Below are 17,001 nucleotides of genomic sequence, written 5' to 3' on the forward strand. Positions count from 1 at the left end.
CCCTAATGCCTCCGATTATTGGATCGGCTTTGGTTTCGCTTGTTCAAGCAGCAGCTTTAGCTGAGCCCGTTCAAATGTATACGCTTCGTTGCAAAATTGGCAAACGACTTCCGCTTTTCCATCTTCATCAATAATTTGTTGCAGCTCATGCTCACCTAAACTGAGAAGTGTCTGCTCTACACGCTCGGAGGAACAGAAGCATTGAAACTTCAAGTCCATCGTATCGTGAATGTGAAGGTCGCCATCTTCGCCTACAATCCGGCGCAGCAGCCCCTCCGGTGACTCTCCTTGATCAAGCAAAGTCGTTACAGGCGGCATCGATCCAACCGCTTGCTCCAGTTTTGTAATCTCATCGTCCGTCAAACCAGGCATAAGCTGAACGATAAACCCGCCGGCATGCAGCACCGAATTATCTGTATCCACCAAGACGCCAAGACCAACCGCCGAGGGCGTCTGTTCGGAGACCGCGAAATAGTATGTGAAATCCTCGCCGAGTTCACCCGATACAATCGGAATACTGCCACGGTATGGTTCCTTCATCCCTAAATCCTTTGTAATATGAAGATAACCAGTGCGTCCAACAGCTCCGGCTACGTCAAGCTTGCCCAGTGCGTTGCTTGCCAAATGCACTTCAGGATGATCAACGTATCCACGAACCTCTCCGTCTGCATTGGCATCAACAACGATCTGGCCGATTGGACCGTCGCCCTTTACTTGAATCGTCAGTTTTTCTTGCCCTTTCAGCATAGCGCCCATAATAGCACCTGCTGTCAATGTACGCCCTAACGCTGCTGTAGCCGTTGGATATGTACCATGCCTTTGGCGAAGCTCTTCAACAAGCTGAGTCGTGCGAGCCGCGAACACTCGAATCTTGCCATTCCATGCCGTCCCTCGCACCAGCACGTCCTTCAGCTGATTTTCCATCAAAATCCCTCCTGATTGCGTTCATATATAATTCTCAATCCTTCAAGTGTGAGCAGCGGATCAACCTCTTCTATCGTTTCCGATTCAGCAGCGATTAACTCAGCTAAGCCGCCGGTTGCGATTACACGTGGTGTGACACCAAATTCTGTACGTATCCGTTTAACAATACCGTCAACCTGTCCTGCGTATCCAAAAATAATGCCAGCCTGCATCGATGTCACAGGATTGCGTCCAATGACACTCTTCGGCTTCACAAGCTCAATACGCGGCAGCTTAGCGGCGCGCTGATAAAGCGCTTCGGTAGAAATGCCGATCCCCGGAACAATGGCACCGCCCAAGTAATTGCCGCCTTCATCAATATAGTCAAAGGTCGTCGCTGTACCGAAATCAACAACAATAAGCGGTGAGCCGTATTTTACGATGCCCGCCACCGAATTGACGATCCGATCAGCCCCAACCTCACGTGGATTCTCATAGCGGATGTTTAATCCGGTTTTGACGCCAGGCCCTACGACTAGGGGAACTTTACGCAAATATTTGAGACAAAGCTGCTCGAGTGTCCGCATCAACGGTGGAACAACCGATGAAATAATGACGCCTTCCATTTGTTCCAGCTTCACGCCCGCATAATGAAACAGATTATGAATGTTAATGCCGTATTCATCTACTGTAGCAGAACGATTGGTGCTCAGCCGCCAATGGTGCAAAAGTTCTTTTCCTTTATAGATACCTAGCACAATATTCGTATTTCCAACATCAATGACGAGGATCAAAGCGACTCCACACCCTTCTTCTCATTCAAATCCAAGCTAATATCGAGCGCATGGAAGGAATAAGTCAATCCGCCTACCGAAATGACATCAACGCCGCTAGCTGCGATACCTTTAACGGTTTCTAAAGAGACACCGCCAGATGCTTCTACGATAACGTGAGGAGAAGCTGCTTTAATTCGAGCTACACATTCCTTCATCAAATCTGTAGACATATTGTCCAGCATAATAATGTCTGCGCCACAAGCAAGTGCTTCGTCCACTTGCGCTAACGATTCTGTCTCTACTTCAATCTTCATTGTGTGTGGAATTTTACTGCGCGCAGCTTCAACCGCAGCACGAATGCCGCCAGAGCCTTTAATATGGTTATCTTTAATCATAACTGCATCGTATAAACCAAATCGGTGGTTAGCGCCGCCCCCCACACGCACTGCGTACTTCTCCAGCATCCGATGGCCTGGGGTTGTCTTGCGAGTATCGACAAGCCGAACCGGCAATCCTTCAAGCGCATCGATGAAAGAACGTGTCTTAGTCGCAATGCCAGACAGCCGTTGCATTAAGTTAAGCGCAAGTCGCTCTCCGGTTAATAGGCTATGCGTACTGCCCTCTACGGTGGCGATAATCGTACCCTTGTTTACATACTCGCCATCCTGTACTTTGGAATCAAAGACAAGTGACGAATCAACAACCTCAAATACGAGCTTCGCAATCGGAAGCCCTGCAATTATACCGCTTTCCTTCACATGGATAACCGCTTTGGAACGCGAGTCCCTTGGAATCGTCGTTTCGGTCGTAATATCCCCACTGCCTATATCCTCTGCAAGCCATCCGCGAATTTGCTCGCGCACTGCCGCATTATAACCGCCTGCCATCCATTCAAACATCCTCTATTCGCTCCTCCGTCAATCCATATAGACGGTGTAACACCGTATGCTTTCTCCACATTGCATCATCGCGTACCGGGAAATCCTCACGGAAATGCGCACCACGGCTTTCCTCCCGAGAGAGTGCAGCTTCTGTAGTCAGCAGGGCACAGGTGAGCAGATTAGCAAATTCGTATTCCTCACGCCCCGTCAGAACGGATTGATAGATAGGCAACTGCCGTTTCAATTCCTCAAGTCCCTTCATAAGACCACTTGCATCGCGGCGCAAGCCAGCGTAACGGACCATAATCTTTTGCAGCTTAAGCCGTCTTTCTACGACAGCTTGGATTGATGTACTGCTCCGTTCTATCTCATTACTAATATTAGGCTGAATCGTAAGACTCGGAAGCTCATCGATTCGTTTTACAATTCTTCTGCCAAATACAATGGCCTCGGATAGCGAATTGCTCGCTAATCGATTAGCGCCGTGTACACCTGTTGAGGATACTTCGCCGCAAGCGAATAAACGCTTTATATTCGTTTCCCCATTTAGGTCGGTTTTCACTCCGCCCATCATATAATGCATAGCTGGCGCAACCGGAATCCAGTCCGACGTCAAGTCGRGGCCGTATTTTAAGCAATATTCATATATAGTAGGAAAACGGTGCTTTACCATTTCCGGTGATTCATGTGTAATATCAATATAAACGAAGGTCGATTTCGTCTCTTCCATTTCACTGACGATGGCTCTCGCCACAACATCACGCGGTGCCAGCTCCAGCTGCTCATGGTAGCGTTCCATGAAGCGCTCTCCTTTAATATTACGAAGATACGCCCCTTCGCCGCGCACAGCCTCTGATATCAAAAACCTTGGCGCGCCTGGATAACATAGAGAGGTAGGGTGGAACTGAATAAACTCGACATCCTGTATGTATGCCCCTGCTCGATAAGCCATCGCAATGCCGTCTCCTGTGGCTACCTCGGGATTTGTCGTGTAACGGTAGAGCTGGCCAGCACCGCCTGAGCTTAAAATGACGGCTTTGCCTTTTACAAACAAACGCGCACCGCTTGGCTTCTGTACAATGACACCACAGCATTCGCCATCCTCTGTAACCAAATCAATAACAAAATGGTCATCCCAAACTTCGATTTTAGGATTGGCAATAGCCGTTTCGGACAATGCTCGTACGATCTCGAAACCAGTAGCATCCCCGTTAGCATGCAAAATACGCCGCTGGCTATGCGCTCCTTCCTTCGTAAGCGCAAACTCGCCATTCTCCAGATCGAATTGCGTTCCCATCTTTATTAAGCTGCGAACACCTTTGGGCCCCTCATGAACGAGTACATCAACCGCTTCATTAGAACATAAGCCTGCACCCGCTACGAGTGTATCTTGTCTATGGTAAGCCGGTGAATCCTCATCCGAAATAACCGCAGCGATACCGCCCTGCGCATAACGCGTATTGCTGTCGAGCAGCGATTTTTTCGTAATCATGAGGACAGAATTGTTTTCACTTGCTCGTATAGCGGTAAAAAGACCGGCAATGCCGGCCCCAATTACAATCACATCTTTTTCTATAACAGGCAGCTCACTTAACTGCACATCGACTAAATATCTAGGAATCATCATTGGCTCCTCCAAGCGTAGAAGCAGCGCATACTACTTCACGAGTAGCATGCGCTCCAAGGATAAACGGGCTTGATCTGCAACATGTGGCGGTACGTAGATTTGAGGCTGCATCGTTTCCAAGCATTTCACTAGCTTCTTCAAATTATTTACTTTCATGTTAGGGCACACCAAATATTTAGATGCAAAATGAAAAGTTTTACCTGGGCTGTCTAAACGAAGCTGATAGCCAGTGCCATCTTCTGTTCCCACGATAAATTCTTGGCAATCTGATTCTTTACAATATTTAATAATAGCGGTTGTACTGCCTACAAAGTCGCCTAGCTCAACGACTTCAGGACGACATTCCGGATGCACAACGAATTGCGCATTAGGATATTTCGCTTTCATTTCTTCTACGTCTTTAACCGTCAGCATATCGTGCGTATTGCAGTAACCTTCCCAGATAATCATTTTCTTATCGGTATTCTGCTGCACATAGTGGCCTAGGTTCTTATCTGGTACCCAGATGATCTCGTCGCCTTCAACCGAATTGACAACTTTAACCGCATTTGCCGATGTGCAGCAAATATCAGTCTCCGCTTTGATCTCAGCAGACGAGTTAATGTAAGTAACGACCTTTGCATTCGGGTGCTGCGCTTTCAGCTTACGCAAGCCATCAACACTTACCATGTCGGCCATCGGACAGCCCGCACGCTCGTCGGGAATGATAACGGTTTTATTAGGAGCCAAAATTTTTGCGCTCTCACCCATAAAGTGAACGCCGCAAAAAACAATAACTTCAGCATCCGTTTGTGCAGCCTTCTGCGCAAGCAGGAAGGAATCTCCACGGAAATCAGCTACCTCTTGAATTTCATCACGTTGATAATAATGAGCTAAAATGATAGCGTTCCGTTCTTTCTTCAACTGTAACAACCGTTCACGCAGCTCTCGGTTTTGCTCCGCCTTGCGTTCCAGTGCCAGTGCTTCCACAGTAGATCCTCTCCTCTTATGAGGGATGGGCGATAACCCATTCCGTTATACGGCAAGCTGAACTTTGTGAATTGATGCACAAACTTAGAAAGTCGCTTACCTATAGTTTAAACCAAAAGGGATAAATTCATTTGATTAAGTTTTAATTTACACGCGGTAGATGCTACTGTCAATGCGTTAAAGGCCTTTTTAAGGCAGCAATTTAAAATAAATTATTTTGATCGCTGTATCTCACTCACATTCTTCGTAAATGAACCTTTTTTACTATATAATCGCGACCTCCGTCATCACTTGTATTAGCAACGAAATAAAAAAAGTCTCTCTCCGCGATGGAGAGAGACCATTTTGAATTATCTTTTTGCTGGATCGTAAGGTTGACCAAGTGCTGATGGCGCATTTGAACGGCCAACAGCTCCTGCCAAAACGATCAATGTCAAAACATATGGCAGCATGTAGAAAAATTCAACTGGAATATGCTGCGAAAATTCAAAGCGCTGTGCAAAGCTTCTAAGCGCCTGAGCTAGACCGAAGAACATTGCTGCTCCTACTACGCCAAGCGGATTCCATTTGCCGAAAATCAGTGCTGCGAGYGCAATAAATCCTTGCCCAGAAATCGTATTATGCGCAAAGCTGCTAGTCGTCGTCAATGTAATTGTCGCACCGCCAAGACCTGCAAGCGCGCCGCTGAGCAATACGCCGATATAACGGTATTTCGTTACGCTAATACCAACGGTATCCGCAGAGCTCGGATGTTCGCCCACAGCACGAAGACGCAAGCCAAACGGCGTGTGGAACAAGACGAAATAACTGATTACTGCGATAGCTAGGACAATATACGTCGTCGGATACGCGGTGAAAATAGCTTTCCCGAGCAACGGAATATCAGATAAATAAGGTATTTTCACTTTGTGGAACACATTAGCCAAAAGCGGCGTTTGACCTGATCCATCATAAATGCTTTTGGTTAGGTAAAGCGCTAAGCCAAGCGATAGAATGTTAATAACGACACCGACGACGGTTTGATCCGCACGGAACGTGATCGTTGATATCGCATGCAATAAAGCAAATAACGTACCATAAATAGCTGCAGCTATAAATCCAATCCACGGTGAAGCACTGCCTAACCCAGCTTGTATCGCATACTCCGTTGCAACTGCCGCGGCGAACGCTCCTGAAACCATCAAGCCCTCTAGTCCGATGTTCACAACACCTGAGCGCTCTGAGTACATACCGCCAAGCGCTGTAAAAATGAGCGCGGTGGAGAACACGAGCGTTGTATTAATAAGTTGTCCAATGATGTCTAGCACGTTCATCCTACACCGCCTCCTTCCGCTTGCTTGCACGTTTATTTAGAAAAGGCTTTAAGAACCACTTCACCAATCCATGCGAAGCAACGAAGAAAATAACGGCGCCGATTACGATACGCACGACTTCAGGAGGAACACCTGCACCAAAGCTCATGCCTGCTGAACCGTAGCTGAGTCCACCGAATAAAATTGCGCCAAGGAATACACCAATCGGCGTATTGCCGCCAAGGAGCGCTACCGCAATACCATCAAACCCATAGCCCGGAGAAGCGGCCATAACGGTCTGGTTGCCGAACACGCCTAAAATTTCAAACACGCCGCCCAGACCAGCGAATACGCCGCTTATAAACATCGACTTAACCATCGTTACGTTAACGTTCATACCCGCATATAACGCTGCATCCGGATTATGTCCAACAGCACGAAGCTCGTAGCCTTGTTTCGTACGCCATAACACGAAATAAAACACAACGATACAAATGAGCGCAACAACCGTACCCCAGTGCATACGAGCGTTGTCTGTCAATTTAATAAGCCAATCAATTTTCACCATAGCTGATTCATGAACCGGCATCGACTTCTGCTGGCCTTTCTCAACAAGAAACTTTGCAATGATAAAATTGGAGAGGAACAATGCGATCCAATTCAGCATGATGGATGAAATAACTTCATTTACTCCACGCTTCGCTTTCAAGTAACCAGCAATACCCGCCCATAGGCCGCCGAATACAGCACCCGTAATTACAGCTAGAGGAGCATGTATATACCAAGGCAGGTCAAGCAGCACGCCTACGATTGTCGCGCCAGTCATGCCCATTACAAATTGTCCCTCTACACCGATATTGAATAGACCTGTACGGAAAGCGAAGGAAACGGCTAAACCTGTAAAGATCAATGGTGTAATTGCTCGAACCGCTTCTCCCATATTGTAAGGAGTGCTAAACAGCTTATTGATTAAAGAAGTGTACGCTAGAATCGGATCGTACCCTCCAGCAAGCATGGCAATGGCGCCAACCACAAATCCAAGAAAGATTGACACAATTGGAATAAGGATAGACGATTTATTAAATATTTTTTTCAAGGTTTCCATATACGCTATCCTCTCCCCTCTGATGCAGGTACAGCTATTTTGTTACCAGCCATCATAAGTCCAAGCTGCTGATCATCTCTCTGCTCAGCATCAACCTCACCCATTAGCTTGCCTTCATACATGACCGCAATTCGATCGGACAATGCATACAGCTCATCAAGCTCAAATGATACGAGTAAAATCGCTTTTCCTTCGTTACGAGCTTGTACCAACCGCTTGTGCACAAATTCGATCGCACCGATGTCGAGGCCGCGTGTAGGCTGAACCGCAATAAGCAAATCAGGATCTTTATGAAGCTCCCGTGCGATAATAGCCTTCTGCTGGTTTCCTCCAGACAGCTGACGAGCATGCGTATGAATACCTGATGAGCGAACATCAAATTCGTTAACAAGCTTTTCAGACAGCTTGTCCATGCTGTTGTAATCAATAAACATAGAACGGCCGAATTCCGGCTCAAAATACGTATTCAAAATCATATTCTCACTAACTGAGAAATCTAGCACCAGCCCATGCTTATGCCGATCCTCTGGTATATGCCCTACTCCCGCAACCGATATTTGGCGCGGAGAATGATTCGTCATATCCTTGCCATTCAGCTTAACGCTGCCGCCGTCCAGCTTGCGCATACCTGTTATAGCGTAAATGAGCTCGCTTTGCCCATTGCCATCAACACCGGCTATGCCAAAAATCTCTCCTGCACGAATGTTGAAGCTAGTACCATCCAGTACATTTTTGCCTTGATCACCTTTCATCTGCAATCCATCCACAGATAAAATCACTTCGCCAGGCTCGTTCTTCGTCTTCTTCACCTCGAAGGATACGTCCCTGCCGACCATTAATTCCGCAAGCTGCTGCTCATTCGTCTCATCTGTAGTTACTGTCTTGATAACCTTGCCGCGTCTAATAACGGTTACAGCATCTGCAAGAGCCATTACTTCTTTCAATTTATGCGTAATGATAATAATCGACTTTCCTTCAGCAGCCAGGTTGCGAATGATTTCGATTAGCTCCTCAATTTCCTGCACCGTCAAAACAGCTGTCGGCTCATCAAAAATAACGATTTCGGCGCCGCGATACAACGTTTTCAGAATTTCAACACGCTGCTGCATGCCTACTGTAATATCTTTAATTCGCGCCTGAGGGTCTACATTCAGACCATAACGTTCGGATATCGCCCGAACCTTCTCATTAGCGAGCTTGTAGTCGATTTTCATGCCTTTAACAGGCTCATTGCCAAGCACAATATTTTCTGCAACGGTAAAAGGTTGTACGAGTTTGAAATGTTGATGAACCATGCCGATGCCAAGGTCAATTGCTTTAGAGGCACCCTCAATGACTGTTTTCTCACCATTAACCCAAATCTCGCCCTCGTCCGGTTGATATAGTCCGAACACAATGTTCATTAGGGTCGATTTCCCTGCGCCATTCTCGCCAAGCAGCGCATGAATCTGACCTTTCTTCAATTCAAAATTTATGGAATCGTTAGCTACCAATCCGGGAAACCGCTTTGTAATTCCCTTTAACTGTACAGCCGCCTTGCTCCGGTCCATTCCTCATCATCTCCCCGGTTTTTACTGCTTCAATATGCATAAAAAATTTGACATTAAAAGCACTTACTTATCCCAACAAAGAACAAAGACCGGCCGAAGCCGGTCTTGTCTGATTCATCAACAAACGATCCTCAATCAAAGGATACCATTGAATGGAGAAAACTATTCAGTAGGTACTTTAATTTCGCCGCTAACGATTTTTGCTTTGTATTTCTCTACTTCAGCAAGAACATCAGCTGGAACGTTTTTCTTAGATGTTTCTGGCAAGCCTACTGCATCGTCTTTCAAACCTAGCTCTTGTACAGTTCCGCCAGCCCATGTTCCAGCGAGTAGATCTTTGGATACTTTATGAACAGCAGTTTCAACGCCCTTCATCATGGACGTTAGTGTAATTTCATCACCGAACTCAAGTGATTGGTCTTTATCTACACCAATAACCCAAACGTTTTCACCATTGTCTTTACGCGCTTTACCTTCATTGAACACACCATTGCCTGTAGCGCCAGCAGCGTGGAAAATAATATCAGCACCGCCATCGTACATTGTTGATGCAGCCAATTTACCAAGGTCAGGTTTACCAAAGTCACCTGCATAGTTAACTTCAACTTTTACATCCGGTTTAACCGCAGCAACACCAGCTTTGAAGCCTGCTTCGAATTTCTTGATAACCGGTATCTCCATACCGCCAACGAATCCAACTTTATTTGTTTTTGTCATCAAACCTGCAACGACGCCAACAAGGAAAGATCCTTCGTTTTCAGCGAAAGTAATAGAAGCAACGTTTGGCGCTTCAACTACGCTGTCAATTACTGCCAGCTTAGCATCTGGATTTTCTTTAGCCACTTTGCTTAGTGCATCATTAAACAAGAAACCGATACCCCAAGTAAGGTCATATCCTTCTTTAACGAAGCTGTTTAGGTTCGGCTCCATGTCTGCTTCGCCTTTACTTTCCAAGAACTTCGTTTCCGCACCAGTCTCAGCACTTACTTTCTGAAGAGCTTCCCATGCGCTTTGGTTAAAGGATTTATCGTGTACGCCGCCAACATCAGTAACCATACCAATTTTTTTGCCTTTTCCAGTACCATCGTTTTCAACAGCAGGCGTAGTGCCTTTATCTCCGTTCGTGCCACCCTCGTTGTTTTTCTTTCCTCCGCAAGCTGACAACACTAGTGTCAACGCGATCATCATTACAAGCATAAAGCTAAATGTCTTTTTCATGCGTGTTTTCTCCCCTGCTCTAATTTTTGTGTAGCTTGGCAACCCCTGTTACATTCTTATTCTTGCTGATACTGGCCGCTATTATTTCATTATAGTTACAAAAAAATAAACGTCAATAACCTATGTCAGTTAAAGTGACATAAAATCGTTATGACCGTCGCCATGTAACATCTATGTAACGTATGACCAATATGAACAAAACCTCCATGTGAGCATTTCTGTTTTTCATCTGAGGTTTATACACGTATTATAGGCTAAATCCGAACATTAATAAAGAAAAAAATAGTCGCCCGCTACTCTTTACAAGTAGCAAAGCGACTATCGTTAACAATTATCCATAAAATACTATTCGTTCTTATCTGGATCTTCTGTTAGATCACGTTTCTCAAGGTTCGGAGCTTTCGCTTCGTCCTGATCACGAGTTTGGATGCGCACCTTTACGTCTCCAACCGTCTCAATAATAGGCTCGGTTGTCGGCTCATTTGTTTCAACTGCATCAGTAGAAGGACCGCCTTCCAAAGTACCAGTCTCAACCAAACGTTTGATTTGATCCATTTCGAGCGTTTCTTCATTAAGCAGCGTTTGAGCAATCAAATGCATTTCTTTGCTCTTCTCTGTTAATAGCTTCTTCGCACGATCATAACAGCCTGTAATAATGGATTGCATTTCTTGATCTATCTCGTATGCAATGGCATCAGAGTAGTTCTGCTCATGTCCAATATCACGTCCAAGGAATACTTGGCCTTGTGAACTGCCGAATTGCATCGGTCCAAGCTTATCGCTCATACCGTATTCCATAATCATACTGCGTACGATGCCTGTCGCTTGTTTAAAGTCGCTATATGCACCAGTACCAATTTCACCAATAAACAGTTCCTCTGCTACACGGCCTGCAAGCAAACCAGTGATTTTGTCCAGAAGCTCCTGTTTCGTTACAAGCATACGATCTTCTTTTGGAAGCATGATGACATATCCGCCAGCACGTCCGCGAGGAATAATCGTAACCTTATGCACCATATCCGCATGCTCCAAGAAGAAGCCTGCAATCGTATGGCCTGCTTCATGGTAAGCGACAATACGTTTCTCACGATCACTGACAACACGGCTTTTCTTCTCCGTACCAACAATGATTCGGTCAATCGCATCATCAACTTCAACCATTGCGATATCTTTCTTATTACGACGGGCAGCTAGGAGAGCTGCTTCATTAAGTAAGTTTTCTAAATCAGCACCACTAAAGCCTGTTGTACGTCTTGCGATAACTTCAAGCTTAACATCCTTGGATAGCGGCTTATTGCGCGCATGTACTTTAAGCACCGCTTCACGGCCCTTAAGGTCTGGACGGTCAACCGTAATTTGACGGTCAAAACGGCCTGGACGCAGAAGCGCTGGATCAAGGATATCCGGACGGTTTGTTGCTGCAATAATAATAATACCTTCGTTGGCACCAAAGCCATCCATTTCAACGAGCAATTGGTTGAGCGTTTGCTCACGTTCATCATGTCCGCCGCCTAGACCAGCGCCACGTTGACGACCTACCGCATCAATCTCATCGATAAAGATGATACAAGGAGCATTTTTCTTCGCGTTCTCAAACAWGTCGCGYACACGGGMYGCRCCSACRCCGACGAACATYTCKACRAARTCMGAACCGGAAATGCTGAAGAAMGGCACGCCCGCTTCGCCTGCTACTGCACGTGCAAGCAATGTTTTACCTGTACCCGGAGGACCAACAAGCAATACGCCCTTCGGTATACGAGCGCCTACTAAATTGAATTTCCGCGGGTCCTTCAAGAAGTCTACAACCTCAACGAGCTCTTGCTTCTCCTCGTCTGCGCCTGCGACATCTTCGAATGTAATCCGCTTCTTCTCATTATCGTAAAGCCGCGCTTTGCTCTTGCCAAAGTTCATAACTTTGCCGCCGCCGCCCTGAGCTTGATTCATCAAGAAGAAGAACAGGACAAAGATGATGACAAACGGAATAATGGAGGTAAGGAATGTAAGCCAAATGCTTGGCTGATCCATTTCCTTCGTCTCATAAGCGAATCCATACTGCTTCGACCATTCAGCGATCTTAGGCTCAGCGCTAACGCCGGTCCTTGATACGAATTGATCGTTTTCTGCATCCGCAGGTTTCACTTTATATTTTCCGGAAACAAAATAAGATTGGTTCTCGTACTTAACACTTAACTCTTTAACATTCCCTGACTCAATTGCTGTAACGAGTTCATCGTAACGCAATCCAACGGTCGTGTTATTTTGGCTGCTGATAAATTGAAAAATCCCAACGGTCACCAAAAAGATAATTAAATAAAAACCAGTATTACGGATGATCCGATTCATCCCCAACCTCCTCTCAGACGCTTAAAATATTTTACCATATCATGACTTTCCATAACAATAGAGGTGTACGGAGAAGGGCATGTACGGGTGAATCGCAATTATTTTTGATAAACTTGCGGCTTCAAAATACCAATATAAGGGAGATTACGATATTTCTCTGCATAATCCAGTCCATAACCGACAACAAACTCATCAGGCAGTGTAAAGCCTTTATAGTCTGCTTCCAATTCAACTGTACGGCGAGCAGGCTTATCGAACAAAGTTACAACTGTAACAGACTTCGCATTGCGACGCTCTAGCACGTCAATTAGGTAACTAAGCGTCAATCCGCTGTCGATAATATCTTCAACGATTAGAACATCTCGGCCTTCGACAGATACATCGAGGTCTTTAATAATTTTGACAACGCCAGATGATTTCGTGGATTGTCCGTAGCTAGATACAGCCATAAAATCAATTTCAAGCGGCACTGTAATTTCCTTAACCAAATCAGCCATGAAAATAAAAGCGCCTTTCAAAACACAAATAACGAGCGGATTACGCCCATTAAAATCTTTACTTAGTGTTGCACCAAGTTCCTTAACCTTCTCACCAATTTGCTGCGCGTCGTACAATACTTCTTGAATATCGTTCTGCAAGTGTAAATCCCCCTACGCTTAACTATGTTTATGAGTGTACCAGTGCTTCTTATTCGTTGCCTGCCCTTATGAATAACACGTCTTTTGTGTGTACATCCGTAAGCGCATGACTTGATCTGCGAATGCCCGGAATCCAGAGTAATTTGCCTGATCCATCAAACAGCAGTGGATACAGCTCTCTCTTCAGCGGAGCAACTTTCTCGTCAACGAACATATCTTGCACTTTTTTCGAACCATTTAATCCTAAAACCTGAATTCTGTCTCCCGGCTGCCGATTTCGAACAACGAGCGGATACGTTAGTTCCGACGCATCAAAGCAGGCTTCATAACGCGATGCAGGCTTACAACTTTCTAACGCTGATGTATAAGCTAACTCAAATGTCCACCCGCATTGCTCGATCGCCAGGCTAGCTTTATCCCTTCCCACCTCGCACAAATAGACACTCGCTTCTTTGGATACATGCTGTGGCACTTGAATCCACCGCATTCTATCATATTCACGAGCGCAGCAAATGCCGGCACCAGCATCGATTCGCCAAGTTGCAGGCGCATGAGTGGAAGCAGCAAGCCTCATCGTCTCAATCTGCTCGAAAGATATCTTTTCCGTTTCCTTAGAAAGATAACTTAATATTAGTTTAATCAATCTCCTTTGTAAAGCGACGTGGAGACCATGCAAATCGTCGCAGCTTATCGCGCATTCATTGGGGGATAACGTAACGAGCTGCGCAAATAACGCTTCGGTTTGTTTCTCCATCCATTCGTCTTCCGCACCCGCTACTTCAGCAAGTCGTTGAAGGGATTGGGATATGTGCGGATTATGCTTTGATAAATACGGTAAAATATCTAACCGAATGATGTTTCGGAAATAATGGCGTTCCTTGTTACTGCTGTCCGTGCAGTAAGGAATTTGGTGTTCTTCGCAGTAACGCAGAAGGTCTGACTTGTTCATACGAAGCAGCGGCCTGATAAGTTCCACGTTTTTTTCTCTTCTTCTACTGAGAATTCCCGCCAAACCAGTTAAGCCTGTCCCACGAATGACGCGCATAAGGACGGTTTCCGCCTGATCATCTGCATGATGGGCGAACGCGATACGCGAAGCTCCATATCGGGTCGCGATTTCATGCAAAAAGCCGTACCGCCTCTCGCGTGAGGCAGCTTGTCCATTCATTCGGGTTTCTTCTATATAAGACGGCATGTCGAACGTTACCGTCTCACAAATGACCCCTAGCTGCTCTGCAAATTGCTTAACGACAATCAGCTCATGCGCCGACTCCTCTACTCGAAAGCCGTGATTCACATGAGCTGCAATAATGGAGATTTCATTGCTTTTCGCTACAGCAGACAGCATATGCAGCAGCGCCATGGAATCCGGACCTCCGGACACCGCTACAACAATACAATCCCCTTTCGACCAAAGCCTGCGGTCTGCAGCTGTTTTCTCAAGCTCGTTTCGCAGATTCATAGGTTGTACCTCACCTTCATTTCCCGTTGCTTGCTGCCACTACAGCACATTGCGTATGAGCCAGTAAACCGACGTTCCAAGCAAGACCGCTGAAAGGGCAGCAAGCCCCTTTAACCACCCTGGTGTAGCTGAGGGTCTATGCGTGTCTCGTCTATGCATCAGTAAACGCCAAGCCGCTGAAGCCTCACCCGCATCCGAATACTGTCCTGCAAAAGCTTTACGCAGCCATCCGGCAATTGGCTTTAAAACCGAACTGGATTCAGCGATCTGGATGAGCTCCACAGCTGAGCGATTTTGCGGCAATAGCTCCACCGTTAACTGATGAAGCCGTTTTGGTTCATGCAGCTGTATGCAAAGCACGCCAAACGAGAATAAATCGTAACTCGGATCAGCAGATCGCGAACCTTCATTCCAGTAGCCCCGATCATAAATCTCAGTAAATTGGCGAACGGCTTTGCCTGCTGCAGTTACCCCGCCGAAATCAACCAGCTCAACATGACCATAATCGGCAACGAGCACATTTTCCACCTTTAAGTCGCCGAACACCCATCCTGCTTGGTGCAGCTTCGTCAGCTTGCCCAGCAGATTCAAGCCAACTAACGGAAACCACTCCAAGCCGTGCTGCTTCAGGTAATCGTCCAGCTTAGATCCCAGTACATAGCGCATAATATAAAAAGGATATTCCTTTCCATCCGGACCGTACAAATCATCTACGTCGAACAAAAAGGACTCCTGCCCGTATTGCTTCTGCTTGGCGATCGACTGCAGCACATTGATCTCCGATTGCAGATCGAGTGCATCTAAACCGAGCTTCATCGCATACCAGCTACGATCACGCTGTACGAGATATACTTTACCGTTTGCGCCCTCTCCAAGCAACCTCTCTACCCGGTAACGCCCTTGTTTCCACTTGCCAACCACCACCATGCCACGGCGAAGATCAACTTTAAACGACGTAGTCACTCATCATCCCATCCGTTTCGTCTCTGCTCTGTCTACCATAATCGCCCTGGCGATAAAAATCAATGACATGCATAATCGCAGGGCCCGTCGGCGTGGTTCCGCCCATTTGCAGTTTCGGAAAGATGGCGTGAACACCATTCAAGTGACTCGTCCAGCTCAAATCCATCAAACAGTCATCCCCATGTCTTGAGCCTGGGAAATGAAATACCGAGATTTCACTTTTCCCTTGTCTCGCTTGCAGGCTGAGCATTAAATCGCGTATAGCCTCCTCCACAGCCGCCAGCTTTGGCTTCATGCTGGCGCTGGCATCGATAAGAAGCGCTACTTGCAAATTCGATGTCTCCCCCAGCTCGTCGATAACACGTACAACATCGCCACGCTTCTCCGGCGACAATGCTTCGATTGAGCCGTTGCCAAGCACTTGCTTCAATTCCTTCTGAACCGCTAATTGAATCGTCTGCACTACGGTCTTGCGAGTCATCATCTGTACCGTCTGCGACAGCTGACGCATATTTACCATCCTGCTTAGACCGCCGCCCGCACGCGCAATCTCATCAATCTCAGCCGCACCAAGTTCACCTACATCGCCATGATCGAGTACGCCTACTACATTTACTGAAATCCCTTCCGATTGCGCATGTGCTGCCGCTATGACTGGACTTAGACCCACATTAGAGCATCCATCTGTAATCAACAATATTTGCTTCATAATGATTTACCCTCCTCAAGTGTTTGAGAAACAAACACAGCTTCGTAAGCATAGGCTTAGTGTTTGAGAAACAAACACAGCTTCGTAAGCATAGGCTTAGTGTTTGAGAAACAAACACAGCTTCGTAAGCATAGGCTTCGCCCTTTGCCTTTCTATTAGCTTTGCCTTTTTTGAGAGGGATAAACAGCTAGACTAGTTAAAAAATGATATTTACACATATAACAAACCAATATTACTTGTATTAATAACGCACATCCGTCCTCTCACTGTGAATAGGATTGATATTCATAGCCATATGTATAACTATTTTATTTGAGCGTTTACTATGTACCACAGTTGAAAATTACTAAACTTCATATGCCCCTTTATCTTTCATCGGTCGTAATTGAGTGATAAATGAATGCAGCAACAAATTGATGTTTCAAAAATAAAATCTACGTGTATGTATTAATATTAGTGTGAATTCCGCTTCGCGGGTCAATTCAACAGAGCATGTCATGTCTTTGTTACGTTAAAGCTTTTATGTGCTATACGCTCGCTATTATGTAACAAACAATAACAATAG

14 protein-coding genes are annotated in these 17,001 nt (G+C 46.0%); all 14 read right to left on the reverse strand.

From position 1 onward, the window contains the following. Window positions 1–15: 15 nt before the first annotated feature. The 14 genes from hslO to AB4Z50_RS30360 all read right to left on the reverse strand — a co-directional run bounded on the left by hslO (window position 16) and on the right by AB4Z50_RS30360 (window position 16,436). Window positions 16–924 (reverse strand): Hsp33 family molecular chaperone HslO, encoded by a 909-nt coding sequence (gene hslO, locus AB4Z50_RS30295; RefSeq protein WP_339205908.1) that lies wholly within the window; start codon window positions 922–924, stop codon window positions 16–18. Further along, window positions 924–1,697 (reverse strand): type III pantothenate kinase, encoded by a 774-nt coding sequence (locus AB4Z50_RS30300; protein WP_076271311.1) that lies wholly within the window; start codon window positions 1,695–1,697, stop codon window positions 924–926. The genes hslO and AB4Z50_RS30300 overlap by 1 nt, the downstream gene beginning before the upstream one ends. Then, window positions 1,694–2,578, reverse strand: a complete 885-nt coding sequence (gene nadC / locus AB4Z50_RS30305; RefSeq protein WP_076271310.1) for a carboxylating nicotinate-nucleotide diphosphorylase — start codon at window positions 2,576–2,578, stop codon at window positions 1,694–1,696. Before nadC ends, AB4Z50_RS30300 begins: the two co-directional genes overlap by 4 nt. After that, window positions 2,571–4,184: an L-aspartate oxidase gene (gene nadB, locus AB4Z50_RS30310; protein WP_441885228.1), complete on the reverse strand. Its 1,614-nt coding sequence runs from the start codon at window positions 4,182–4,184 to the stop codon at window positions 2,571–2,573. The genes nadC and nadB overlap by 8 nt, the downstream gene beginning before the upstream one ends. 33 nt (window positions 4,185–4,217) lie before the next feature. After that, on the reverse strand, window positions 4,218–5,156 hold the full coding sequence (gene nadA / locus AB4Z50_RS30315) for a quinolinate synthase NadA (protein WP_054025832.1): 939 nt from the start codon (window positions 5,154–5,156) through the stop codon (window positions 4,218–4,220). 350 nt (window positions 5,157–5,506) lie between these two features. Continuing rightward, complete coding sequence (locus AB4Z50_RS30320; RefSeq protein ID WP_076271308.1) at window positions 5,507–6,469, reverse strand: ABC transporter permease; 963 nt, start codon at window positions 6,467–6,469, stop codon at window positions 5,507–5,509. Window position 6,470: 1 nt separating this feature from the next. Further along, a complete protein-coding gene (locus AB4Z50_RS30325) occupies window positions 6,471–7,553 on the reverse strand; it encodes an ABC transporter permease (RefSeq protein WP_441885231.1) in 1,083 nt (360 codons plus the stop codon). 5 nt (window positions 7,554–7,558) lie between these two features. Then, window positions 7,559–9,103: an ABC transporter ATP-binding protein gene (locus tag AB4Z50_RS30330; RefSeq protein WP_076271306.1), complete on the reverse strand. Its 1,545-nt coding sequence runs from the start codon at window positions 9,101–9,103 to the stop codon at window positions 7,559–7,561. A 162-nt stretch (window positions 9,104–9,265) separates the two neighbouring features. Continuing rightward, window positions 9,266–10,321: a BMP family lipoprotein gene (locus tag AB4Z50_RS30335; RefSeq protein ID WP_441885233.1), complete on the reverse strand. Its 1,056-nt coding sequence runs from the start codon at window positions 10,319–10,321 to the stop codon at window positions 9,266–9,268. Between the two features lie 345 nt (window positions 10,322–10,666). Continuing rightward, complete coding sequence (gene ftsH, locus AB4Z50_RS30340; protein ID WP_441885235.1) at window positions 10,667–12,664, reverse strand: ATP-dependent zinc metalloprotease FtsH; 1,998 nt, start codon at window positions 12,662–12,664, stop codon at window positions 10,667–10,669. A gap of 98 nt (window positions 12,665–12,762) precedes the next feature. Next, the gene (gene hpt, locus AB4Z50_RS30345; protein ID WP_339205901.1) at window positions 12,763–13,302 is read right to left on the reverse strand and encodes a hypoxanthine phosphoribosyltransferase; all 540 of its coding nucleotides are present in this window, start codon (window positions 13,300–13,302) and stop codon (window positions 12,763–12,765) included. A gap of 49 nt (window positions 13,303–13,351) precedes the next feature. Then, window positions 13,352–14,764 (reverse strand): tRNA lysidine(34) synthetase TilS, encoded by a 1,413-nt coding sequence (gene tilS / locus AB4Z50_RS30350; protein WP_441885237.1) that lies wholly within the window; start codon window positions 14,762–14,764, stop codon window positions 13,352–13,354. A 39-nt stretch (window positions 14,765–14,803) separates the two neighbouring features. Continuing rightward, window positions 14,804–15,727 (reverse strand): protein kinase domain-containing protein, encoded by a 924-nt coding sequence (locus AB4Z50_RS30355; RefSeq protein ID WP_430061161.1) that lies wholly within the window; start codon window positions 15,725–15,727, stop codon window positions 14,804–14,806. After that, window positions 15,711–16,436 (reverse strand): hypothetical protein, encoded by a 726-nt coding sequence (locus tag AB4Z50_RS30360; protein ID WP_441885240.1) that lies wholly within the window; start codon window positions 16,434–16,436, stop codon window positions 15,711–15,713. Before AB4Z50_RS30360 ends, AB4Z50_RS30355 begins: the two co-directional genes overlap by 17 nt. Window positions 16,437–17,001: the final 565 nt, after the last annotated feature.

Origin of the sequence: Paenibacillus sp. 2TAB26, assembly GCF_052115145.1 — a bacterium.
Taxonomy (GTDB): domain Bacteria; phylum Bacillota; class Bacilli; order Paenibacillales; family Paenibacillaceae; genus Pristimantibacillus.

Coding starts and splice junctions, on each gene's coding strand:
- hslO (WP_339205908.1), bottom strand. CDS start 924: ATGGAAAATCAGCTGAAGGACGTGCTGGTGCGAGGGACGGCATGGAAT.
- nadC (WP_076271310.1), bottom strand. CDS start 2,578: ATGTTTGAATGGATGGCAGGCGGTTATAATGCGGCAGTGCGCGAGCAA.
- AB4Z50_RS30325 (WP_441885231.1), bottom strand. CDS start 7,553: ATGGAAACCTTGAAAAAAATATTTAATAAATCGTCTATCCTTATTCCA.
- AB4Z50_RS30330 (WP_076271306.1), bottom strand. CDS start 9,103: ATGGACCGGAGCAAGGCGGCTGTACAGTTAAAGGGAATTACAAAGCGG.
- AB4Z50_RS30335 (WP_441885233.1), bottom strand. CDS start 10,321: ATGAAAAAGACATTTAGCTTTATGCTTGTAATGATGATCGCGTTGACA.
- tilS (WP_441885237.1), bottom strand. CDS start 14,764: ATGAATCTGCGAAACGAGCTTGAGAAAACAGCTGCAGACCGCAGGCTT.
- AB4Z50_RS30360 (WP_441885240.1), bottom strand. CDS start 16,436: ATGAAGCAAATATTGTTGATTACAGATGGATGCTCTAATGTGGGTCTA.